The organism is Ruegeria sp. R13_0 (assembly GCF_017743995.1).
In the GTDB taxonomy this organism is placed as follows: domain Bacteria; phylum Pseudomonadota; class Alphaproteobacteria; order Rhodobacterales; family Rhodobacteraceae; genus Ruegeria.
The window spans coordinates 147,447-168,175 of the sequence record NZ_JAGHRB010000004.1 but is presented as its reverse complement, the minus strand read 5'-3'; the positions used below and the strand labels follow the sequence as shown (position 1 = coordinate 168,175).

26 protein-coding genes are annotated in these 20,729 nt (G+C 59.5%); 8 read left to right on the top strand and 18 right to left on the bottom strand.

What is annotated here, in order from left to right; translation table 11 throughout:
* Positions 1-160: 160 nt before the first annotated feature.
* From J7394_RS06915 to J7394_RS06900, 4 genes are all read right to left on the bottom strand, one after another.
* A complete protein-coding gene (locus J7394_RS06915; protein ID WP_209251840.1) occupies positions 161-1,000 on the bottom strand; it encodes a DUF547 domain-containing protein in 840 nt (279 codons plus the stop codon).
* Complete coding sequence (locus tag J7394_RS06910) at positions 997-2,370, bottom strand: radical SAM protein (protein WP_209251838.1); 1,374 nt, start codon at positions 2,368-2,370, stop codon at positions 997-999. The genes J7394_RS06915 and J7394_RS06910 overlap by 4 nt, the downstream gene beginning before the upstream one ends.
* A gap of 92 nt (positions 2,371-2,462) precedes the next feature.
* A complete protein-coding gene (locus J7394_RS06905) occupies positions 2,463-3,389 on the bottom strand; it encodes a glycosyltransferase family 2 protein (RefSeq protein ID WP_209251836.1) in 927 nt (308 codons plus the stop codon).
* Positions 3,390-3,502: 113 nt separating this feature from the next.
* Positions 3,503-3,988 (bottom strand): RNA pyrophosphohydrolase, encoded by a 486-nt coding sequence (locus tag J7394_RS06900; protein ID WP_209251831.1) that lies wholly within the window; start codon positions 3,986-3,988, stop codon positions 3,503-3,505.
* A 137-nt stretch (positions 3,989-4,125) separates the two neighbouring features.
* On the opposite strand from J7394_RS06900, the gene J7394_RS06895 reads away from it, so the two are divergent.
* Entirely contained in the window at positions 4,126-6,153 is a 2,028-nt protein-coding gene (locus J7394_RS06895; RefSeq protein ID WP_209251829.1) for an NADPH-dependent 2,4-dienoyl-CoA reductase, read from the top strand.
* A gap of 12 nt (positions 6,154-6,165) precedes the next feature.
* On the opposite strand, the gene J7394_RS06890 is transcribed toward J7394_RS06895, so the two are convergent.
* Together J7394_RS06890 and J7394_RS06885 are read right to left on the bottom strand one after the other, a co-directional pair.
* A complete protein-coding gene (locus tag J7394_RS06890) occupies positions 6,166-7,098 on the bottom strand; it encodes a glycosyltransferase (RefSeq protein ID WP_209251827.1) in 933 nt (310 codons plus the stop codon).
* A gap of 113 nt (positions 7,099-7,211) precedes the next feature.
* Entirely contained in the window at positions 7,212-7,652 is a 441-nt protein-coding gene (locus J7394_RS06885; RefSeq protein WP_209251825.1) for a DUF4399 domain-containing protein, read from the bottom strand.
* A gap of 227 nt (positions 7,653-7,879) precedes the next feature.
* Here J7394_RS06885 and J7394_RS06880 point away from each other — a divergent pair, with 227 nt between their 5' ends.
* Complete coding sequence (locus tag J7394_RS06880) at positions 7,880-8,785, top strand: LysR family transcriptional regulator (RefSeq protein ID WP_170473069.1); 906 nt, start codon at positions 7,880-7,882, stop codon at positions 8,783-8,785.
* 61 nt (positions 8,786-8,846) lie between these two features.
* Here J7394_RS06880 and J7394_RS06875 read toward each other — a convergent pair whose 3' ends face one another.
* Genes J7394_RS06875 through J7394_RS06860 form a run of 4 tightly spaced genes read right to left on the bottom strand, consistent with a single transcriptional unit; the run spans position 8,847 to position 11,764 of the window.
* Positions 8,847-9,749: an OmpA family protein gene (locus J7394_RS06875; RefSeq protein WP_209251823.1), complete on the bottom strand. Its 903-nt coding sequence runs from the start codon at positions 9,747-9,749 to the stop codon at positions 8,847-8,849.
* Positions 9,746-10,318: a peroxidase-related enzyme gene (locus tag J7394_RS06870; protein WP_371811967.1), complete on the bottom strand. Its 573-nt coding sequence runs from the start codon at positions 10,316-10,318 to the stop codon at positions 9,746-9,748. The genes J7394_RS06875 and J7394_RS06870 overlap by 4 nt, the downstream gene beginning before the upstream one ends.
* Before the next feature lie 16 nt (positions 10,319-10,334).
* Positions 10,335-11,045, bottom strand: coding sequence for a GNAT family N-acetyltransferase (locus J7394_RS06865; protein ID WP_209251820.1), 711 nt, complete (start codon positions 11,043-11,045; stop codon positions 10,335-10,337).
* Positions 11,042-11,764: a molybdopterin-binding protein gene (locus J7394_RS06860; protein WP_209251818.1), complete on the bottom strand. Its 723-nt coding sequence runs from the start codon at positions 11,762-11,764 to the stop codon at positions 11,042-11,044. The genes J7394_RS06865 and J7394_RS06860 overlap by 4 nt, the downstream gene beginning before the upstream one ends.
* A gap of 51 nt (positions 11,765-11,815) precedes the next feature.
* On the opposite strand from J7394_RS06860, the gene sfsA reads away from it, so the two are divergent.
* Positions 11,816-12,523: a DNA/RNA nuclease SfsA gene (gene sfsA, locus J7394_RS06855; RefSeq protein ID WP_209251816.1), complete on the top strand. Its 708-nt coding sequence runs from the start codon at positions 11,816-11,818 to the stop codon at positions 12,521-12,523.
* On the opposite strand, the gene J7394_RS06850 is transcribed toward sfsA, so the two are convergent.
* Together J7394_RS06850 and J7394_RS06845 are read right to left on the bottom strand one after the other, a co-directional pair.
* Complete coding sequence (locus J7394_RS06850; protein ID WP_209251813.1) at positions 12,520-12,885, bottom strand: hypothetical protein; 366 nt, start codon at positions 12,883-12,885, stop codon at positions 12,520-12,522. The genes sfsA and J7394_RS06850 overlap by 4 nt on opposite strands.
* A gap of 161 nt (positions 12,886-13,046) precedes the next feature.
* On the bottom strand, positions 13,047-13,709 hold the full coding sequence (locus tag J7394_RS06845) for a sulfotransferase (RefSeq protein WP_209251810.1): 663 nt from the start codon (positions 13,707-13,709) through the stop codon (positions 13,047-13,049).
* Between the two features lie 508 nt (positions 13,710-14,217).
* Here J7394_RS06845 and map point away from each other — a divergent pair.
* Positions 14,218-15,030 carry a type I methionyl aminopeptidase gene (gene map, locus J7394_RS06840; RefSeq protein ID WP_209251808.1) on the top strand — a complete coding sequence of 271 codons (813 nt, stop codon included), beginning with the start codon at positions 14,218-14,220 and terminating at the stop codon, positions 15,028-15,030.
* Here map and J7394_RS06835 read toward each other — a convergent pair.
* From J7394_RS06835 to J7394_RS06820, 4 genes are all read right to left on the bottom strand, one after another.
* Positions 15,018-15,197, bottom strand: coding sequence for a hypothetical protein (locus J7394_RS06835; RefSeq protein WP_209251806.1), 180 nt, complete (start codon positions 15,195-15,197; stop codon positions 15,018-15,020). The two genes, map and J7394_RS06835, sit on opposite strands and share 13 nt — an antisense overlap.
* A 42-nt stretch (positions 15,198-15,239) precedes the next feature.
* The gene (locus J7394_RS06830) at positions 15,240-15,587 is read right to left on the bottom strand and encodes a hypothetical protein (RefSeq protein WP_209251804.1); all 348 of its coding nucleotides are present in this window, start codon (positions 15,585-15,587) and stop codon (positions 15,240-15,242) included.
* 130 nt (positions 15,588-15,717) lie between these two features.
* On the bottom strand, positions 15,718-16,284 hold the full coding sequence (gene rsmD / locus J7394_RS06825; RefSeq protein WP_209251803.1) for a 16S rRNA (guanine(966)-N(2))-methyltransferase RsmD: 567 nt from the start codon (positions 16,282-16,284) through the stop codon (positions 15,718-15,720).
* Entirely contained in the window at positions 16,281-17,492 is a 1,212-nt protein-coding gene (locus J7394_RS06820; protein ID WP_209251802.1) for an NAD(P)/FAD-dependent oxidoreductase, read from the bottom strand. Before J7394_RS06820 ends, rsmD begins: the two co-directional genes overlap by 4 nt.
* 99 nt (positions 17,493-17,591) lie before the next feature.
* On the opposite strand from J7394_RS06820, the gene J7394_RS06815 reads away from it, so the two are divergent.
* The 4 genes from J7394_RS06815 to J7394_RS06800 all read left to right on the top strand — a co-directional run bounded on the left by J7394_RS06815 (position 17,592) and on the right by J7394_RS06800 (position 19,073).
* A complete protein-coding gene (locus J7394_RS06815) occupies positions 17,592-18,077 on the top strand; it encodes a peroxiredoxin (protein WP_170379412.1) in 486 nt (161 codons plus the stop codon).
* 101 nt (positions 18,078-18,178) lie between these two features.
* Positions 18,179-18,424 carry a hypothetical protein gene (locus J7394_RS06810; RefSeq protein WP_209251801.1) on the top strand — a complete coding sequence of 82 codons (246 nt, stop codon included), beginning with the start codon at positions 18,179-18,181 and terminating at the stop codon, positions 18,422-18,424.
* A gap of 11 nt (positions 18,425-18,435) precedes the next feature.
* Positions 18,436-18,780, top strand: coding sequence for a hypothetical protein (locus J7394_RS06805; RefSeq protein WP_247748099.1), 345 nt, complete (start codon positions 18,436-18,438; stop codon positions 18,778-18,780).
* A gap of 83 nt (positions 18,781-18,863) precedes the next feature.
* Positions 18,864-19,073: a hypothetical protein gene (locus tag J7394_RS06800; protein ID WP_247748098.1), complete on the top strand. Its 210-nt coding sequence runs from the start codon at positions 18,864-18,866 to the stop codon at positions 19,071-19,073.
* A gap of 155 nt (positions 19,074-19,228) precedes the next feature.
* Here the strand turns inward: J7394_RS06800 and J7394_RS06795 are convergent, their stop codons facing one another.
* Both J7394_RS06795 and J7394_RS06790 read right to left on the bottom strand, forming a co-directional pair.
* Positions 19,229-19,522: a 4a-hydroxytetrahydrobiopterin dehydratase gene (locus J7394_RS06795; protein ID WP_170379422.1), complete on the bottom strand. Its 294-nt coding sequence runs from the start codon at positions 19,520-19,522 to the stop codon at positions 19,229-19,231.
* Complete coding sequence (locus tag J7394_RS06790; protein ID WP_209251799.1) at positions 19,519-20,706, bottom strand: GNAT family N-acetyltransferase; 1,188 nt, start codon at positions 20,704-20,706, stop codon at positions 19,519-19,521. Before J7394_RS06790 ends, J7394_RS06795 begins: the two co-directional genes overlap by 4 nt.
* Positions 20,707-20,729 lie beyond the last annotated feature (23 nt).

The following is a 20,729-nucleotide window of genomic DNA, read 5'->3' as shown; positions in this document are numbered from 1 at the left end:
GATTGCCAGACCGCGGGATGGCGATCAAACGGTGGAACGGTGTGCTTTATGCCAGCCAAGTACCGCCGACGAGGTTTCTGTTTGTGAGGCTTCAAAATCGCCAGCCCGTGCGGGCGGTCTGGCGATCGCGCGGCGGCCTGAAGGCCTTGACTCCGCGCCTTCAAGACCCGGCGGCGGCGTCGTTCAAAGCCCAATCATACTCATAAGCATTCACACGTCGGGCTTGTTTGAGGCGCTGTTGCAACTCCGGGTCGGCTGCTGTTCCAAGATAGGCGATCACGGCCTGTTCATTCGGCCCGAAATCCTCGCGGAACCAGATGTAAATCTTCGACAGGATCAACCGCCCCTGATCATCAAACCGCACCCCGCGCGGGTCGTTGACATAGGCGTGCTCGGCTGCGGCGAGGTCGCGCTCCAGCGTTTTGGCCTCCCAAGCGCGGGCCATCAGGTTCGGGCACCCGACCGCTGCGCAATTCAGCGCGTAGTGGATGCGCGGCTCATTGAAAGTCGGTCGGATGATGCGGTGCTCAATGTCGTTGAGGGTCAGGCCCTGACCCGACACCACGGCCAGCGGGCGACCCCACGGGCCGATCGACAAGGGCCCATCTTTGATGTCCCGGATCGACGGGACCGGGTAGGCCTCAAGCACCACATCCACCGTCAGCGCGTTATAGAGGTTAATCCAATAGGCCAATTGTTGATCGCGGGTCAGATTGGCCGGATCAACGGTCTGCAGCTCGGTCAGATAATCATCCAGCAGAGCGCCATCTGCCGCGCTTACCTGCCCATAGGCCACTCGGTTCACACCTCGCGCATCGGGGGCCACATAGCGGGTCAGAAAGCGGGTCCAATCGCCATGATCCACCCTCTCACCCGGAGGGGGGGCGTCGCGGGTCAGGGCCGTGTCGGGCAAGGGCGTCGCGGCGGGTAAAGCCAACCTCTCGACGCTGGCGCAGGCGGCCAGAAGCGGCAGCAGCATCAGGATCAAAAACTGTCTCATGAAGCGTCCTTTCGGCTTTGACGGGCAGCGCGCAACTGCCCTTTTAGGCGTTTCAGCGGGGCCGCCTCGGGGTCTTTCAGCACGGGCAGATTCGGGCGCGCAGACAGACCGCGCGTCGCCGCGTTCCACCAATAGGTGCCCATCGGGCTGTCCACCCGATCCGGAGCAGCCAGATGCTGATCCCGCTGTGCGTTGTGGACGCACATGGAGAGCGGTCCGTTGGCTGTCGCCACCATGAACACGCAGGAGGCGCAGCGGTCTTCCTCTAACGCATCCGCGGCCATGAAATTATGGATGAACACGGCCTGCCGCCGCACCGGCCCGCGGAGCAACCCCGACCCCAGCCGCAGAAGGCATCCGGCCAGATGGCCAAGCGCCCAAAGGGCCAGCAAAGGATGGCGGCGGATCAGGCGTCCCACGCTGGGGCGAATGCGGATATGAGCGTCTTGGCCTGTATCCACCTCCTCAAGCGCCGCAATCACTCGCTGCACCAGGCGCTGGTTCGACAGCAAAGACACGGCCTTGCCACCCGCCGAAACTACGCTGCTGTACCGGTTGCAACTGGAATGCCCGACGGCCGCCGAGTCAAAATGCAAAGACGTGCCATAGCCCTGCTCGACCGCGCGGATGACGCTGTCTTGCGTGATTGCATCGGGTCGCGCCCGCAACACACCGCGCCCGGTATCCGCCTGCATCTGGAACGAGACAAAACCAACCTCGGGCTGGTCCCGCAGGAACCGGGCCAAAGCCGGGATTTCAGCAAAGTTGCCGCCAAAAACGGTCGTATTGAAGAGAATACGCAGCCCCAAACCGCGCGCCCGGTCGATATAGGCTTTGCGCACGCGGTTGAGCTCCATTTCGGAGGCGAACCCGTTGCGCTCTTGCGTCATATCCACGTGAAAGGCCACGTCATCCAGCCCCGCTGCGGCCAATCGCGTCAGCATCGCCCGGCTGGCGCGGATACCGTTGGTCATCAGGCAGGAGCGCATGCCCAGCCGCTTGATCTCGCGGCAAAGCGCCTCAAGGTCGTCAACCTTGCGCAAGGTCGGATCGCCGCCGGTCAATTGAACGGAAACACCCCGGCCGTAGTGGCTGCGGATCGTGGTAATCCGCGCAAACAGGACCGAAAGCGGGGGATCGTAGGTCATCTCGGCCCGGTCCGAGAGGTAGCAGAGCGTGCAGTCCAGATTGCAGCGCTGCGTTACCTCAAGCGCGACGCAGGCCATCGGGTAGAAACGCCCCGCGGTCTGAGACGGGCCGAACTCTCCGCATCCCCGCAATCCCTCACGCAGAGGCGCGCGCTGGTCCGAGCCCTGAAATCGCCGTCCGGCGGGTTTGATGGTGATGGGGTCTGGCAGGGTGTCTTTCATGCCCCCAAGCTAGAGGCACGCCTTGACCCGAACCACGCCCCCTCACGGCAACGTGCGGGGAGGTGATTGACCTCAAACCCCCGCGTGAGCTGCTAAATAGTCAGGTCTTTTATGCGCTGCGGTGTCAAAAACTGATCGCGCCGATCCTGAAAGGCCCGCAGAGCATTTTGTTCAAGGCGGCGTAGTTCAGAGTCCTGCAGCCATTCGGAAACAAGCGCGTCCACAGCGTCGACATGATCCAACATTCCAACGTCCTTAGTCGCGTTGCGGTTGTGGCGACGGTAGAAATTTGATCCCAGGAAGTATTTTCTGTGACCGCGCGCCATTCCGTCGCCCCGGTCGTTTTTCATTAGAAACACATCCTGAGACCTGACCGCGTAGTGGTGAATACAGGCGACGTCCCAAGTCAAATGCTCAGACGGAAGCCGATAGCGGGACCGCGTTGGGTGGTTGACGGCTGCCCCCTTGATTTTTGTTCCGGTGGAATTGACGGATAGAACCCCTGCTTCAAATGGGCTTTTGGGCATATGGTCGGTCGCATAGGCAAACTTGTTGGGACGAAACATGGATTTGTGCCCAGCATTTGCGCTACGAGGATGCCTTTGGCAGCATAAAAACGCACGTAAAACACTCCCCCCTCGCCAAAACGAATGCCCAGCACTGCCGAAAGGACGCCACAGCAGAGCGATGTTGTCTGCGTGACTGCAGATTTTCAACAGGTCCTGCACATGACCTTTGCCAACCGAGACTCTCAGGAATTCGTCCGCATCAATGTGCAGCAACCAGTTCGTTTGTGCCATTTGGGGAAGCCCCATGACAGTCTTGATACCCTTCAGTTGTGGCTTTTCATCAGGGCTCAGGGTCTGGTCGAGATGATGCACAACACCATATTGGTGTAGCCGCTGCAAAATCAGGTCCGTCCCGTCCGTACAGTCATTTGTGACCACATAGATATCACTGAAACCGATGGCTTTATGGTATGCGATCCATTCTAGGACGAAAGGTCCTTCGTTCTTCATGCACGAGACCACGGCGACTCTCAACAAACCCGCTCCCGTTGCTGCCTTCTCATGGTCCGCGCGCTCATGTTCTCACCCGCCCCAAGGGTCTTGCCAGTGATTTCACAATCAAACTACCCCAGCTCCGATCGAAACGCTGCAATCACCTGCTCGTAGACCGCGCGTTTGAACGGCACGATTTCTTCGACCAGTTGATCCGGGGCCTGCCATTTCCAGCTGGTGAATTCGGGATGATCCGTTGCAATATTGATCTGGTCGTCCTGGCCGGTGAAGCGCAGCAGAAACCATTTCTGCTCTTGCCCGCGATAGCGGCCTTTCCAGATTTTCGGAACGATGTCGTGGGGCAGATCATAGGGCAGCCAGCCGTCAGTCTCGGCCACGACCTCGACCAGATCAGCGGTCACGCCGGTTTCTTCCCACAATTCGCGCAGGGCAGCGTCGCGGGGGTCCTCGCCCTTGTCCACCCCGCCCTGAGGCATCTGCCAGGCGTCCTTGTGGCGGTCATTGCGCTGCCCGACGAAAATCTTGCCCTCGGCATTCATCAGCATCAGCCCGACACAGGGGCGATAGGGCAGTTTGGCGATCTCTTCCGGGGTCATGCGGGGCCTCTTGGATAGGGTTCGCGACCTCTCTATCAAGCCGCGCGACAGGCGCAAAGGGGATGACGTTAGGTTTCGCGTGACAATGTTTACGCGAACGTCAATCTATTCCTCAACTTCGGAAGGGAGAGTTCGCCATGACTGCATACCCAAACATGCTGGCCCCGCTGGACCTGGGCTTTACCACGTTGAAGAACCGCGTGCTGATGGGCTCGATGCATACCGGGTTGGAAGAGACCGGCGACTGGAACCGCGTGGCCGAGTTCTATGCCGATCGCGCACGCGGGGGCGTGGCGCTGATGGTGACGGGCGGGATTGGCCCGAACCTCGAAGGGTCCGTGCTGCCGGGCGCGGCGATGATGACCACCGATAAGGACGTGGCGAACCACTCGGTCGTGACTGACCGCGTGCATGAGGCGGGCGGCAAGATTGCGATGCAAATTCTGCACGCCGGACGTTATGCCTATGGTCCCAAATGCGTAGCGCCCAGCCCGGTGAAATCCCCGATTTCTCCGTTCCCACCCAACGAGTTGGACGAAGACGGGATCGAGAAGCAGATCAGCGACATCGTGAACGCGGCTGTTCTTGCCCAGAAGGCGGGCTATGACGGGGTCGAGATCATGGGCTCCGAGGGGTATTTCCTGAACCAGTTCCTCGTGACCCATACAAACAAACGCGAGGATCGCTGGGGCGGCTCCTATGAAAACCGGATGCGCCTGCCGATCGAGGTTGTGCGGCGCACGCGTGAGGCTGTGGGTAGGGATTTCATCATCATCTATCGCCTGTCGATGATCGATCTGGTCCCGAATGGGTCAACCCATGAAGAGGTGGTAGAACTTGCACAGCGGATCGAACAAGCCGGCGCTACGATCATCAACACAGGCATCGGCTGGCACGAGGCACGGATTCCCACCATCGCAACCAGCGTTCCGCGCGCGGCTTTTGCCTGGGTGACCAAAAAGCTGATGGGCAAGGTTGGTATCCCGGTGATCACCTCGAACCGGATCAACACGCCCGAGGTCGCAGAAGAGGTTCTGTCGACCGGCTGCGCCGACATGGTCTCGCTGGCGCGTCCGATGCTGGCGGATGCGGATTTCGTCAACAAGGCGGTTGCCGGTCAGTCCGCGCAGATCGCGCCGTGTATCGCCTGCAACCAGGCCTGTCTGGACCACACGTTCGGCGGCAAGCTGACCTCTTGCTTGGTCAATCCCCGTGCCTGCCATGAGACCGAACTGGTCATTGGCAAGGCCGAGACGCGCAAGACCGTTGCCATTGTGGGCGCTGGCCCGGCCGGTCTGTCTACCGCCATGACCGCCGCCCAGCGCGGCCATGACGTCACGCTGTTCGACCGCGCGTCGGAGATCGGTGGGCAGTTGAACATGGCGAAACAGGTGCCGGGGAAAGAGGAATTCTGGGGGCTGGTCGACTGGTACCGCACCATGATGGAAGATCTGGGCGTGAAAGTGGAACTGAACCGCGAAGTCAGCGCCGACGACCTGACCAGCTTTGACGAGGTTGTCATCGCCACCGGCGTCATCCCGCGTGATCCGGAAATCCCCGGTCAGGACCGCGACAACGTCATCAGTTACATCGACGTGCTGCGCGAGAAAGCAGAGGTCGGCAAATCCGTCGCCGTGATCGGCGCGGGCGGAATCGGCTTTGACGTGTCCGAGTTCCTGCTGGAAGACGGCCACAGCATCACCACCGACCTGCCAGCTTGGATGAAGGAATGGGGCGTAACCGACCCGGAGCAGCATCGCTCGGGTCTGGCACCGGAAGGCCCTCAGCCTGCAGCCCCAGCACGTCGGATCACGTTGCTGCAGCGCAAGAAGCAGGCGCATGGCAAAGGCTTGGGTAAGACCACCGGTTGGATTCACCGCGCGACGTTGAAGATGAAAAACGTCAACTTCGTCGGCGGAGTGAACTATGAGCATATCGACGACGACGGCCTGCATATCAGCTTTGGTGAAGAACGCGCCGACCCGACGGTGATTGCTGTGGACACCATCGTTCTGTGTTCCGGTCAACTGTCCGAGCGCAGCCTTGCAGACGCCCTGATCGAGCGCGGGATCACCCCGCATGTGATTGGTGGCGCAGATGTCGCGGCGGAATTGGATGCGAAACGGGCGATCAATCAGGGCACACGTCTGGCCGCAGCCATGTAGAGGCACTGAGGCCTACATGGTGAAGGTCAGACCCGTCTCTTTCTCGAAACGGGCCATGTAGGTTTCGTAGTCGCGATAGGCGCGATGGAACAGCAGTCGCGCCATTCGCGTCGCCCGCCACGGTTTTTTGCCGCCGACATAGTGCCAGATTTTTGGAGTTCTGTTTGCATCACTCAGATTCTGGCGGAACGCCTTGGACATTTTGCGGTATTTCGGACTGTGCGCGTCAAACCAGATCTGAGGCCGCGTGTTCCACTGAATAGGAAGGTGAAACCAGCGCCCCTGAAACAGTTGGTTCATTCTGTCCTGCTCGGGCAAGTAGGGAATGTGCGGCACCAGCTTCTCGAAATCGCTAATCTCGCGCAATTCGCGATCACCGTGAATGGCTGAACAGTCCATCACCATGATACCGGCATTGAAATACCCTTCGCCGGGTATGAACCCCAGCCGAATACTCTTGCTCACGCGGCTGAGTGACTTTTTGTGCTCGCGCCCCGGTCTGAAAATCTGCTGCAGGGAGGGACGCAGAAAATCCCCTCCGCCAAGCGTCACCAATCCCATATCCACACAAGCGGCAAAGGGCTGCCCTTCAAGGTCCATCTCCAGCAATTCCCAAACATCCGAAACAACCAGAGTGTCCGCGTCCACAAAAATGCAGCGCTTTTCGCAAAGCTGGGGCAGGAACAGCGGCAGCATCGTGATCGCTGGGTATTTCGATTTGTACTCGGAAAAGCCTTGCAGCTGATCCAGATCGAATTTCCGGTACGAAATCGTCCCTCCCGTGAGGGATTGATTGGCCTGTTCAATGATCGCGATGTCTTCGCCTGTGAAATCTTGCCCGAAGATCGTCACACCCAAGGACTTTCTGGCATTTTTGACAGCGGAGTATGCCGACAGCAAAGCCGGAAACAGAAAAGACCTGTTCACGCCGTACACAACCTGCATTGCGACCCCCATGATCACGCAAACGTGATCACAGAAATAGCATCTTAGAGCATGTGCTTCAAACCTTTAGACCCCCCCAACACTCTTGGTCGTGGGGGTGTCCGGTGGTCGCTCTACTCAACCGAAATCGTAATCACTTCGGACACAACCGGAGGGCTATGCGGCACGTGACCCGCATCGCCCAGAACCAGTTGCAGTGTGTGCTGACCTGCGGGCAGATCCAGAGTGACCTCGGTCTGGCCACCGCCGAAATGCATGTGGTTGTCGTCTGCGGGCAGACCATAAAGCATCTCATCCGCACCGTCTTCGCCCTGACCTAATGGCGGGCGGTTGATCAGCAGGTGGTGGTGGCCGGTATTGTCCGCTTCGGTCCCTGCAGGCGCGACGCCCATGCCGCTGAGGCCAAAGACCACCGTGACCGGCGATTGCACTGTGTCGCCGTCGGCAAGGTTCGCGAAATAGACCTGCGCGCCCGGCGCGGATGGCGTTTGGTCCTGCGCCCAAGCAGCTGTGGCAAACAGAGCCACTGAAATGGTTGTCAAAATGGCTTTCATGATCTCCTCCCTCGTCACAAAAATGCCATTCTCAACCTAGCACATCTGAAAGATTTTCCAGAAAACACACCGTTACAGGGCGATCACCATCCCGCGAAACGACTGTTTCCGCGTTTCTGATACGCAAACGATCCGATTCAAAACCCCGATATTATCCCATGTCTGCCCCGATTCCGCCCAGATTGCAGGCGAAAGTCACATCAAGTAGCAAGACCTGGGGAACGAGAATGGATCGACTGACGGAAATGGAAGCCTTTGCCAATGTGGTGGACCAAGGTGGCTTCACCGATGCGGCCAAGAAGATGGGTATCTCCAAATCAGCCGTTTCCAAGCACGTGTCCAGCCTCGAGTCGCGGCTGGGTGCACGACTGCTCAACCGGACCACACGCCGCGTTTCTCCGACCGAGATTGGTTTGGCCTATTACGACCGCGCCCGCCGGGTGCTGAACGACGCGGGTGAGGCGGATTCGCTGGTCACCGCGATGCAATCGGCCCCTTCTGGCCTGCTGCGGATCAGCGTGGCGACAGACTTTGGCGTCAATCATCTGTCGCCTGTCCTGTCGGATTTTCTGGCCACCTATCCCGACATCACCGTGAACATGGTGCTGAACAACCGCTACGTGGAACTGATTTCTGAAGGCTTTGACGTCGCCGTTCGCATCGGAGAGCTGGAAGACAGCACTTTGCGCGCCCGTAAGCTGACGGAAACCGTCAAGCGCATGGTCGCAGCCCCCAGCTACATTGAGAAATACGGACGGCCGCAGAAGATCGACGATCTGAACGAACACAAGCTGCTGCACTATTCCAGCCAATCTTCGGGCAATGTCTGGCGCCTGACGGCCCCATCGGGTGAGAAACGTCAGGTGCGCACGGCCGGTTGGCTTAGCGTGAACGACGGGCAATCGCTGTTGAACGCGGCGGTCTCGGGCCTCGGGATCGCCTATCTGCCCAGTTACCTCTATGCCGATGCGCTCAAATCAGGTGAGGTTGTGGATGCAATGCCATCCCTGCCGGATGAGGTGCAAGGCATCTACGCGGTCTATCCTCCAGGCCGTTTCACTCAGCCCAAGGTACGGGCCTTCATAGACTTCCTCGTTGACGCTTATTCCGAAAAAGGCGCGATGGACTGGTAATTCTCCCGGTGAACTGGATCGGCCCGTGCGTTCTTCGTGCGGGTCTTTTTTTGTGCAAGCGTCAGTTGACCAGCAAAACCGCCTCAACCCTGCGATTCAGGTCGCGCCCTTCCGGCGTCGAGTTCGAGGTTAACGGCGCAAGATATCCCACACCCTGTGCCTCGATCCGATCCGCCGCGACGCCATGCGTTTCGATCAGGCGGGCGCGCACGGCCTGCGCCCGTTCGGTACTGACCTTTGTATTGGCCTGCAACGTGCCGGTATCATCAGTATGCCCGACCAACGCCAACCGGGTCGACGGGTTGTCGGCCAGGAACTGCGCCAGCAACGACAAGGAGGCGAATGGGCCGTCGCCCAGTGCCACCTCACCGGTGCGGAAATGCAAATCGTCCAGAATCACATGGCCCGACTGTTGCAACGCGTCCAAAAGGCCTTCGGTTCCGCTGGCGGATTGCTCAACGACCACAGGCGTTGGAGCCGGAGCATCAACGGGCGCAACGCGGATCAGTTGCACATAGCCATCCGGCGGGTTGCGGCTGACCAGGAGGCTAAGCGCCTCTTCGCCTTTGGTGGCAGACAGAAAACGATAGTCGCGAATGGCGACATACATGTCCGGTGTTGGAACCACTTCGGTTCCGAAGCGGAAATCGAACCCGCCACAGGTCCGGGCCTCACATTCAAACAGAATATCAAAGCCTTGCGCCACGAGCTGATCCCGCAGCGGAGCCAGCAATTGCAGCGTCGTGCTAGAGCCCGCCTGCAAGCGCCATGTCAGCCGCTCGACCCGACCCTCGACGGTGCGAGACGGGACTATGCCATCTGCAACGGGCCCTGTGGGCAGCTCATAGCTGTCCCGCGGTGAGGTTCTCTCACTGATCTGACGGGCGCTGGCGGGCAGGGTCAGATCTTGCGCCAGAACCGGCCCGGACATCAGACAAAAGGCAAGGGCGAGGCGTCGGATCATCGGGCTTGCGCGTGATATTCTGGGTTGGGGGCCATGGCGGTTGCACTGGCCACCCGGTTGGACATATTGAAGAACCCGGTGACGTTGGCGATGTCCCAGATATCCCGGTCGCTAAAGCCCTGATCGCGCAAATGCTGGCGGTCGGCCTCTTCAATCTCGGCGCTTGAGGTGGTCATCTTGGCCGCAAAATCCAACATCGCACGCTGGCGCGTTTCCAGAGGGGCGGTGCGGTAGTTCATCACCAGCATCTCGCCCAATTGCGGATCACCGGACATCTGCCGCACGGCCGCACCATGAGCGACCAGACAATAGAAACACTTGTTGATCGAGGAGACGACGACCGCGATCATCTCACGTTCGAGCTTGGACAGCCCGCTATCTGCCAGCATCAGGTCGTTATACATAGCCGTGAAGGCGTTCAGCTTGTCGATGTCGAACGCGTAGGCCTTCAGCACATTCGGCACCATGCCCAGCTTTTCGAGGCAGACATCAAAGTATTTCTGCGTCTCGGGCGGCAAAGGGTCAGCCATGGGCAGGTTCAGCGCGGTGGGTAGATCAGTCTGGGTCACGGGCTTTCTTAACTCCTTAGACGCGTTGACGATAATGGTATTCCCCGACAATCTCCATCCCGAGCGCACGGTAGAGGCCATTCGCCCCGTCGTTGGTCTTTGTACAGATCACGCTGAGCGTTTTCGCCCCATTGTCCCGCGCCCAGAAGGCTGCTGCCCGCATGGCCCATTGGCCCAGACCCTGACGGCGGTGATCGGGCAGGATTTCAAGCGCATGCACCATGGCCACATCGCCCTGCATCGCCATGAACACCGTTCCTGCCGGGCGATCAGAATGCCGCAATAGGAACGCGGTCTTGGGGCCCGCAGCACGCTCCATCACTGCCAGACGTTCAGGGCCAATACCGCCCTTGGCCCAGATCTCCTCCATGACTGCAAGCGGGGGCCAGATGCCGAACGCGGTCACGCGGGGCAGAGGCTGATCGGTGAGGTGTTCCGGCGGACAGGCGTAGATGTTGACCGGATCCAGAACCTCGTAGCCGCGCGCTTCCAGTTGGGCGTCGAGCTTGTGGTCATCGGGCCATAGGCAAAAGATGCGTTTCTGGCCCATGGCCTGCATGGCGCCCTCGGCCGCGATGATATCGGCCTCGGTCGCGTCACCCAGCGCATTAGAGGCGGATACGCGTGATCCACCCCCCTGCCCTTCGCGCAGGCGGAAGGGGCCAAGGGCCTCATAGCGCGCAGCGGGCCATGTTCCGTCAACGATGTCGGGCCAGTTGATGCTCACAACTCCAGCTCTTTTGCCAATTGGGTCATGGCCGCGTCGATGCGCGCACCCTCTGTCCCCCGGATCACCACGTTGGCCCCAAAGACCCCGTTGATCTGAAACGGATAGCAGCCGATGGACAGGTCCGAGAACGCCTCAGCCAGTGCAGACAACGTGGCAGCAATGTCGCCTTCGCCCCGATCCACCCGCAAGGTCTGCGACAACAGCGGGCTACCGCCCGTCAGGCCCGGCAACACGCTCGCGACCATGGCTTGAAAGACCGAGGGCACCCCGGCCATCACATGCACGTTTTCGATGGTAAATCCAGGCGCAGTTGAGACCGGATTGTCGATCAGCGCGGCCCCATCAGGAATGCGGGCCATACGCAGGCGGGCCTCGTTCAACTCCAGCCCCGACTTGTCGTAATGCGCCTGCAACAGCGCCCGCGCATCGTCGCGCACGTCAATCGGAGTGTCGAAAGCACGGGCGATGCAGTCTGCGGTGATATCGTCATGTGTCGGCCCGATGCCGCCGCTGGTGAAGACATTGTCGTAGGACAACGACAGCGCCTTGACCGCCGCCTCGATCGCCGGGGCGTCATCGCTGACAATACGCACTTCTTTCAGGTCGATGCCATGCTTGGTCAACTCACCCGCAAGGTAGTGCATGTTCGCATCGCGCGTCCGGCCCGAGAGGATCTCATCCCCGATGACAAGCATTGCAGCGGTTGGATTGGCCATGGCGCGCGCCCCCTCTTGATCGGCTGTTGGGGCAGGTATAGGCCGTGGGGCATGAGATTTGAAACCCCCCTTGTCCCCGCCCGCCTGATCCGCCGCTACAAACGCTTTCTAGCCGATTGCACGCTAGAGGATGGGCGTGAGGTGACAGCCCACTGCGCCAATCCGGGCTCGATGATGGGGCTGGCTGAACCGGGTGAGAAAATCTGGTTGGAGCCCAATGATGACCCGAAGAAAAAGCTGAAATTTGGCTGGCGGCTGGTCGATCATGAGAATGGTCATTTCACCGGCGTTGATACTTCGGTCCCGAACCGGGCACTGCGTACGGCATTGGAGAGTGGCGAGATCCCCGAACTGGCCGCCTATGAAACCCTCCGGGCCGAGGTGAAATACGGCCAGAACAGCCGCATTGATTTCCTGCTGACCCAACCCGGCCTGCCGGATGCCTATGTCGAGGTCAAAAGCGTCACGCTCTCCCGCCAGCCCGGTCTGGCCGAGTTCCCCGACAGCGTCACCGCTCGCGGCACCAAACATCTGGGCGAGCTGGCCGCCATGGCCGAGCAGGGCCACCGCGCGATCATGCTGTATCTGGTGCAACGCACCGACTGCGACCGCTTCGCGCTGGCCGCCGATATCGACCCGACCTATGCGGTGGCCTTTGAGGCAGCGCAAGCGCAGGGGGTTGAGCGGTTGGTGGTCGGCACGCGGATTTCGCCACAGGGGATCGAGGTTGATGCGGCGAAGCGGTGGGCAATCGGTTAAGGCAGGAGAGTGAACTCTCCGAGATAAGAACCTCGCCCCGGTGTGTAGCCGCGATACGTGCCATCCTCAACCTGCCCCACCACGGCGCAGAGGTTCTGATCTTTGCGGAACGTCTTCCAGCGGCTGCAGATCCTGTCGCCCTCCTGCCACCAGATGCCGGTGTCCCGACCCAACCGAGGAACCTCAACGAAAAAGCTCTGGTCGGCGTTCACGTGTGCCGTGCCGGTGACGCCGGCGCGGTTCAAGGTTATCTGGCGATCCTGCTCCAACAGCGCCGCAAGCTGATCCTGCGTCAGCATCGTCACCTCTTGGCGGCAACCGCAGGTTAGCATGATCATAAACGCAGCAATCGCTCTGACCATCTCGCCCTCTGTTTCCACCCACGAACTTGTCTTGGCACCGTGGCGCAAACCCGCGCGGATGACCACGCGCAGGCAGCATGTTCAACGGAATTTGAACCCGGCGGGTGAAGCTCAGGCCTGATCAGTGAAGACTTCGGGCCAAAGATCGGCGTCCAACCCTTTTACAAACGGTGCAAAGTGATCGGCCACAGCCTGCCCCCCCCGACCGAGGCGGTGTTGACCGGTTTGCGGGCCTGAAGGTTGCTTGCCGTTCTGATCGCATCCGAGGATTTGTCGGGCGACAGCATCGCCTGTTCAAAAGACAGGTCACAGAGCTGGGCCAGTTTCTTTGCGCCGTCCTCCAGATTATTCACCAGATGTTCGTAGCTGATGTCATGGACGCGTCCCGGAAGTACGGCATGCCAGTGCTGCATATAGCGGCGATAGCGGTTCGCCTCGGCTGCCATCCAGCTCAGATCATGCGTATAGTACAGGCCGCCCGCTCCGAAATGCGTCCGCCACATCGACAGCGCCACATCGCGCGGATCGCGCATGACATTCACGATCACAGCATTCGGGAAGGCCTGCGCAATCGCCCCCAGAAACGCGTAGTTCCCCGGCGCCTTGTCGACAAAGGCGCGCGTTCCTTCGGCCGTCTGAGGCAAGTTATCCGCATAGTAGTCGGCCAGCTCCTGCGCGTCACTTCCAGCCCCCGGTTGGTTTTCAACCTTGCGGGCCCAGTAATGCACGCCCGCCAACTCTCCCAACCCCTGAACGGCAGAGTGTGAGGCCAGAATACGCTCGATCAGAGTGGTGCCGGAGCGTGGCAGGCCGACCACGAACACTGGGCGCGGTGCTGATGGGCCTTGGCACAACTTTATTCATCAGGGTCAGCGCCTTGCCAGCATCGCCGCCCTAAACAAGGCTCAACCTGAAATTCTGGATCAGGTCGGGGTTCTCCGGCTCCATCCTCCAGGCGCGCTCAAGAAGGGTCTGCACCTGTTTGAAATTCCCCTAGGGAATTCGCGCAAACCTGCGATCTGCGACAACGCGGGCATCTTGGGCCACTTGCAGCCCGCCTTGACCGCACGCTTCAGCGCCCGGTTTTGAGCATTTCACCAATGGTGGCAGTTTCGGCCCTCAGCTGGTCGGCTTTCTGCGTCTGACTGCCCTTCTTCCAATTTAACACCCGAGAACTATCTCTTCAGTGCTAGTTTTTTTCGCTGTACGCGTCCATCTTTGATCGGATCGTCAACCATCCTAGATACAGCACTGCGACGCTGCACCCTCTGGAACTTTCTGCACAAGCAGCGTAAATAGAGCACTGCGCGAAACATTTGGAGCCTTGCATCCATGAAAGAACACCGTGGCCGTCTGACCAAGGATGGTATCCGCATCTATGAACAAGGTGACTTTGCCGGCATGCATGCGGCAGGGGCTTTGGCTGCGCAGATACTGGATGACATCGCGCAACATGTCTTTCCCGGCCAAACCACCGGTGCGATCGACGGGATCATCACCCAGATGGTCGAGGACGCGGGCGCGACCTCAGCCACGATTGGCTACAAGGGCTATCAACACGCCAGCTGTATCAGCGTTAACCACGTGGTTTGCCACGGCATTCCCGGTGACAAAAAGCTCAAGGACGGGGATATCCTGAACATCGACGTCACCGTCATCGTGGACGGCTGGTTCGGTGACACCTCGCGGATGTATGTCGCAGGCAAACTGCCGCGCAAGGCCGAGCGTCTGATTCAGGTCACCCATGACGCGCTTTTCAAGGGCATCGAGATGGTCAAGCCGGGCAACACGTTCGGCGATATCGGCCATGCGATCCAGTCCTATGTCGAAGCGCACCGCATGAGCGTTGTCCGCGATTTCTGTGGTCACGGGCTGGGTCGGGTGTTCCACGCGCCGCCAAACGTGCTTCACTATGGCCGGCCCGGAACCGGTTCCGTACTGGAAGAAGGGATGTTCTTTACCATCGAACCAATGGTCAATCTGGGCCGCCCTGAGACCAAAACGCTGGCCGATGACTGGACGGCTGTGACCCGCGACAAGTCGCTCTCGGCACAGTTCGAACATTCGGTCGGTGTAACCGCAAATGGGGTCGAGATCTTTACCCTGTCACCCGGCGGTAAGTTCCATCCGACCTATTCTTCGTGATCGGCAGCCTGATCCCGCAACAGTTTCAACAGCATCGTCTCAGCCCCCCACGGCGTGATCGCGTCGTGGATGAACACCGGCGCGCGTGCAGGTTTGCGCGGCGGGCCGGTTTCTGTGTCAGTGTCCTGAGCCAAACCCCAGAACAAGGGCGGTAGGGCGCGGTCCATGCCAGAAGCCTAGCACAAACCGGCCCGCGCCTCAAAACCGGATCACGATGGCGTACAGCTGCCTCTGTCAAAACGCTGCGAAGTGCCTTTGATCATCATGTCATATTCGAGACTTACAAGATCAACGGCAAAGTTGACGACCTGACCATCCTGAATCAGCAAAAACGTCAGGTTGTCCAAACCCGGCAGGATGTCCGCCTCACCCTGCAGATCTCCGACAGTGATGTGCCCTTTGTTGGACCCTCCCGAACGGGCCAACGTCACGCTTGATTGATCCACAGACGAGGTGCAATTGGCCATAAAATCATTCGCATCGAGTTTAGTTTGCCCTGCAACAACAGGGGAGGAGCTCAGCACGAAGGCCGAGGTCAGGGCAGCTCTGAGAAGCATAGAGTTTCCTTTGAGGGTTGTTCCGCGTTTCTACGGCGCGTAGAGGCGAAATTGGCCGCAATTTTGGCGGAGATACGTCAAATTGCTGGCCGCCCAAATTCAATTTTAAAACGAATTGGGGCAGTCAGGATCAACCCTCATGATCAAGTGATTGAAGCATCAACGAGATATGCGTGTCGCCGTATTTTCGACTGTCCAAAAACTGGAATCCATCCGGTGCCTGCATCGGGGCGTTTTCTTCCCACACGATAAGCGCCCCCTCGGCGATCCATCCAGCCTGAGCCGCCCTAGCCAGCGCTTTTTGGCCCAGAGATTTGCCGTAAGGCGGGTCCAGAAAGATCAGGTCGTAGGGCGCGTTCGGGTTTTCACCTAAGCGCGTCGCATCCCGGCGGATCAGATCGGTCCGGTCAGCGCTGCGGATGAGGTCGATATTTTTGCGGATCAGACCCTGCGCGACACGCCCGTCGTCGACAAAGGTGACGTGGTCAGCACCGCGCGACAGCGCCTCGAGCCCCACCGCGCCAGTGCCTGCGAACAGGTCCAAGACGCGCAGGCCCTCAAAGTCGATCTGATGGCTCAGGACGTTGAACAGGCTTTCGCGTACTCGGTCGGTGGTGGGACGCAGATGGGCACCTGCATCCCCTTTGCCGACCGAGGCCAAGGCACGGCCCCGAAACTCTCCGGCGATGATCCTCACGCTTTGAGCAGCGGTTTCAGATCCGCAGCCGGATCGGCCACCACAGCGGGATCCGCGGTTTTGCCCGAGTCGATGAGGCGTTTACCGACCATATAGGCGCGCGGGTCATTCATCGCATCAACCGCAATCAACTGGTCGCCCTTGTAGTACCAGAACGACACGGTCTGACCATCGCCCTGACGGGTCACAACCCGATCATAACCCGTGTTCAGGCCCGCGATTTGCAGTTTGACGTCATACTGATCCGACCAGAACCACGGCGTTGCAGTGTAGTCCTTAGCCGCACCCAGCATGTTCTGAGCCACAATCTCGGCCTGATCGATTGCGTTGGGCACGCTTTCCAAACGAATGCGCCCCTCTCCATGCGGGAAGGAGGCGCAATCCCCTGCCGCCCAGATCGACGGATCAGATGTACGGCCATGAGCGTCGGTTTTGATGCCGTTGTCCAGTTCAAGCCCAGCCATCTCTGCCAGTTGACTCGACGGCGCGATGCCGACGCCGACGACCACAAAATCGACCTCGATTTCGGTTCCGTCCGTCAGAACCGCGCCGACAACCTTGCCGTTTTCTCCGATCAGACGATCAAGGCCCACACCCTCGCGGATGTCCGCTCCATGGCCCGTATGCAGCGTGCGGAAATAGTCGCTGGTTTCCTTGGCGGCGACGCGTTGCAGGATACGCTCGGCCATTTCTACCAGCGTTACCTTAACCCCGCGCTTGGCGCAGACGGCTGCGGCCTCAAGCCCGATATAGCCGCCCCCGACGATCAGCGCGCGCGCGCTTTCGGTGACCCGAGGCTCCATCTCGTCGATATGAGCCAGATCACGCACCACATGAACACCCTGAAGATCGCCGCCGATAGAGGCAGGCAGATAGCGCGGGTCCGACCCGGTGGTCAGCGCCAGTTCGTCATAGGAGATGACCTCATCCCCCACGGTTACGGTCTTGGCCTTGGGGTCAATCGCAGTGACACGCTGCCCCAGACGCAGGGTGATGTTGTTGTCGGCGTAGAAGCTTTCGGGGCGCAAAAATAGACGCTCCAGCTCCATATCGCCCAGCAGATAGGCCTTGGACAAGGGCGGGCGCTGATAGGGCAGATGCGGCTCGGCCCCGATGAGGGTGATATCCCCTTCAAACCCATCCTTGCGCAGTTTCGCAACAAGCGACGATCCGGCCTGCCCGGCGCCGATCACGACAATATGGCTCATGTTCGTTACACCCTGTCGAATTCTCATGGTTACTTTTGTCCGACCACCTATATTGCGGCATAGCCCGACTCTGCAAATCCAAACGACAGGAGCTGATAAATGATTACGACAGGTGAGATGCTGCCCGACGCCACACTGACCCAAATGGGTGCGGAAGGCCCAGAAGAGGTTCGGATTTCGGACAAAACCGCGGGCCGCAAAGTGGTGATCTTTGCTGTTCCTGGCGCGTTCACGCCAACTTGTCATTCGGCCCATGTGCCCAGCTTCATGCGCACCAAGGATCAGTTCGAAGCCAAAGGTGTGGATGAGATCATCTGCATCTCCGTCAACGACCCCTTCGTGATGAAAGCCTGGGGCGAAGCGACCGGCGCAACCGAGGCCGGTCTGACCCTGCTGGGCGACGCCGCGTCCGAGTTCACAAAGGCCATCGGCATGGATTTCGACGCCCCACCTGCCGGGCTGCTGGCACGTTCACAGCGCTACGCAATGCTGGTCGAAGACGGCAAGGTCACTGCGCTGAACCTGGAAGAAAGCCCCGGCGCTTGCGAGATTTCGGCCGGTGAAGGCTTGCTCGAAGTCATCTGATGCTGTTCGGCCCCGGCTAAACCGGGGCCGCGCAAACCCAATTTAACTTGATGCAGCGCCCCGTTGTGCCAATATCCAAGGCATATAGCTGGGGAGCTTTTATGAATATCAAAGTCTTTTCACTTATTCTGGGCGGCGCCGGCCTTCTGGCGGCTTGCGGTCCGGCCCCGACACCGCAGCAACAAGCGGCACGGCAACATGAAATCGCCTGCCTGAGCGGCACCTTGGGTGGTGCGTTGATCGGAGGCGCAATTGGCAATCAGTTCGGAGGCGGTTCAGGCAAGTCCATTCTGACCGGCGCAGGTGCGGCTGCCGGTGGCATCAGCGGCGCAAGATTCGCATGTTGAGGGGGACAGCTATGAAACGAATAATCTGTATCGCCGCGCTTGTGATGGCCAGTGCCGCAGCTGCGGACGACGTGGCAGAGCTGAATGAAAAAGAGCTGGCGGCCATCGACTCGAACAACGATGGCTTCCTGTCCAAGGACGAATTCAATGCCTTTTCGGACTACGCCTTTCAGGCAATGGACGAAGACAAGAACGGCACGCTCGGCCTGTCCGAGGCCAAACCCTTCCTGGACATAAAGCAATTTCAGGACGTTGATCGAAACGGCGACAACTTTATCTCAAGGGCGGAATACGATGCGCAGATGAGCAACGATTTCGACTCTGCGGACAAGAATGGAAACGGACAGTTGGACTGACCCCGGAGGGTGAAGGGAACTGAGGAATGTGAATCGGTGCGCTGGCAGTATCGGCGGCTTGTGATGTACCACGGGCCCCGATTGTGACCGGCCCGAACGGGCAGATCCGCATTTGGATCAATACTAGTGGGTTGACCTGCTATGACACAAGCTGTCTTGAGATCAACCAAACGACCCGCATTCCGGGCAATATCGACGTTGGTAGTGGCACGGTCACGCCGGATGAGTTCCGCCAGATGGTGATCACGGCATCCTTGGCTGGCGGTATCGGGTCCGGACAAGATCGCGACTAGATCGCTTTGCGTTTGATTTGAATCGAAATACGCTGCCTATCCCTTCGGTCTCTCACACATCGCGGTCGCGATGTGTTGCCGACAGTCGCTCATGCGAGCGACGAGAGGCGAACGCGCATTTCGATGGCTTTGCCTCAGGTAAAACGCAAAACGCTTTAGACCAGGCCGTCCATCTTGCGGGCCAGTTTCGCGTCCAGCGAAGACAACCCGCCGACGTCATGGGTGGACAGCACCACTTCGACCGTGCGGTAGACGTTGGACCATTCGGGGTGGTGGTTCCATTTTTCGGCCCAGATCGCCACTTGAGTCATCCATCCAAAGGCCGCGACGAAATTGTCAAAGATGAACGTCTTGGTGATCGCATCCCGGCCCTCAACCATCGTCCAGCCATTGTTGAACAGCGGATCAAGAAGGGGGCCACGGGTCTCGGTCGACAAAAGCTCGGTCATTGCTGTTCCTCCGGGTTCGATTTTCTGAACGGGCCGTAATCCGTCAGAATCTCAATCTCTTCTCCCACCGCGCGGCCTTCGGCGTCCAGATATTTTTTGACGGCATCGGCGAATCCCGGATCGGCAATCCAATGAAGGCTGTGCGTGCGTGTTGGCAGGTAGCCACGTGCAAGCTTGTGTTCGCCTTGCGCTCCGGCTTCGACCCTTTGCATGCCATGCGCGATGGCAAAGTCGATGGCCCTATAATAGCACAGCTCGAAGTGCAGGCAGGCATGATGTTCCACACAGCCCCAATAGCGACCATAGAGCGTCTCACGCCCGATGAAATTCAGTGCCCCCGCAATGGGATACCCATCGCGTTCTGCCAGCACCAAAGCCATATCACCGGTCATCGTCTCCTGCGCGATATCAAAGAACTGGCGCGTCAGGTAAGGTGAGCCCCATTTGCGCGCGCCGGTGTCCTGATAGAACCGCCAGAAGGCATCCCAATGCTCGGGCCGCAGGTCATCGCCGGTCAGGGTGCGGATCTCACCACCGAATGCATTGGCCTGAGCACGCTCCTTGCGAATGTTCTTGCGCTTGCGTGAGGACAACGCTGCCAGAAAACCGCCGAACTCCGCGTAGTCGTCATTCAGCCAATGAAACTGTTGTGAGCTGCGCAGCATCAGGCCCATCTGCTCACCCGCCAGCGCCTCGTCCTCGGTGCAGAAGGTCGCGTGCAGCGACGAGACCTGATTGTCCGCCGCCAGTTGCACAGCGCCCTGCACCAGCGCGGACATCCCAATCCCTTCATATCCCGGACGCACCAGAAAGCGCCGTCCGGTGGCGGGCGTGAAAGGGGCCGCAATCTGTAGTTTGGGATAGTACCGCCCGCCCGCGCTTTCGTACGCATGGGCCCAGCTGTGGTCGAAGATATATTCTCCCTGACTGTGCGACTTGGCATACATCGGGGCCGCCGCGATCAGCATCCCATCCAGATAGGCCGTCAGGTATTGCGGCTGCCAGCCGGTGCCCCGCCCAACCGAGCCGCTGTTTTCCAAGGCCAGCAAAAACCGGTGCGTGGTAAAGGGATCCAGCGGACGCCCGCCATCCGCCGCCTCAGGGCAGGCGCAGGCATCCCACTCGGCCGCAGAGATTTGCGAGAGTGATCCAAGTACCTGAATTTCGATCTGCGCCTGATCCATGTGCCCTCCGCGTCTGGTCTTTA

Bases quoted from the DNA above. Each gene is read 5' to 3' on its own strand.
- J7394_RS06850 (WP_209251813.1), bottom strand. From the start codon at position 12,885: ATGGTCAGAGCGATTGCTGCGTTTATGATCATGCTAACCTGCGGTTGC.
- J7394_RS06895 (WP_209251829.1), top strand. From the start codon at position 4,126: ATGACTGCATACCCAAACATGCTGGCCCCGCTGGACCTGGGCTTTACC.
- J7394_RS06830 (WP_209251804.1), bottom strand. From the start codon at position 15,587: ATGCTTCTCAGAGCTGCCCTGACCTCGGCCTTCGTGCTGAGCTCCTCC.
- map (WP_209251808.1), top strand. From the start codon at position 14,218: ATGAAAGAACACCGTGGCCGTCTGACCAAGGATGGTATCCGCATCTAT.
- J7394_RS06815 (WP_170379412.1), top strand. From the start codon at position 17,592: ATGATTACGACAGGTGAGATGCTGCCCGACGCCACACTGACCCAAATG.
- J7394_RS06890 (WP_209251827.1), bottom strand. From the start codon at position 7,098: ATGCAGGTTGTGTACGGCGTGAACAGGTCTTTTCTGTTTCCGGCTTTG.
- J7394_RS06795 (WP_170379422.1), bottom strand. From the start codon at position 19,522: ATGACCGAGCTTTTGTCGACCGAGACCCGTGGCCCCCTTCTTGATCCG.
- J7394_RS06880 (WP_170473069.1), top strand. From the start codon at position 7,880: ATGGATCGACTGACGGAAATGGAAGCCTTTGCCAATGTGGTGGACCAA.
- J7394_RS06915 (WP_209251840.1), bottom strand. From the start codon at position 1,000: ATGAGACAGTTTTTGATCCTGATGCTGCTGCCGCTTCTGGCCGCCTGC.
- J7394_RS06805 (WP_247748099.1), top strand. From the start codon at position 18,436: ATGAAACGAATAATCTGTATCGCCGCGCTTGTGATGGCCAGTGCCGCA.
- sfsA (WP_209251816.1), top strand. From the start codon at position 11,816: ATGAGATTTGAAACCCCCCTTGTCCCCGCCCGCCTGATCCGCCGCTAC.
- J7394_RS06875 (WP_209251823.1), bottom strand. From the start codon at position 9,749: ATGATCCGACGCCTCGCCCTTGCCTTTTGTCTGATGTCCGGGCCGGTT.
- J7394_RS06860 (WP_209251818.1), bottom strand. From the start codon at position 11,764: ATGGCCAATCCAACCGCTGCAATGCTTGTCATCGGGGATGAGATCCTC.
- J7394_RS06790 (WP_209251799.1), bottom strand. From the start codon at position 20,706: ATGGATCAGGCGCAGATCGAAATTCAGGTACTTGGATCACTCTCGCAA.
- J7394_RS06910 (WP_209251838.1), bottom strand. From the start codon at position 2,370: ATGAAAGACACCCTGCCAGACCCCATCACCATCAAACCCGCCGGACGG.
- J7394_RS06905 (WP_209251836.1), bottom strand. From the start codon at position 3,389: ATGAAGAACGAAGGACCTTTCGTCCTAGAATGGATCGCATACCATAAA.
- J7394_RS06820 (WP_209251802.1), bottom strand. From the start codon at position 17,492: ATGAGCCATATTGTCGTGATCGGCGCCGGGCAGGCCGGATCGTCGCTT.
- J7394_RS06900 (WP_209251831.1), bottom strand. From the start codon at position 3,988: ATGACCCCGGAAGAGATCGCCAAACTGCCCTATCGCCCCTGTGTCGGG.
- J7394_RS06885 (WP_209251825.1), bottom strand. From the start codon at position 7,652: ATGAAAGCCATTTTGACAACCATTTCAGTGGCTCTGTTTGCCACAGCT.
- J7394_RS06835 (WP_209251806.1), bottom strand. From the start codon at position 15,197: ATGGACCGCGCCCTACCGCCCTTGTTCTGGGGTTTGGCTCAGGACACT.
- J7394_RS06810 (WP_209251801.1), top strand. From the start codon at position 18,179: ATGAATATCAAAGTCTTTTCACTTATTCTGGGCGGCGCCGGCCTTCTG.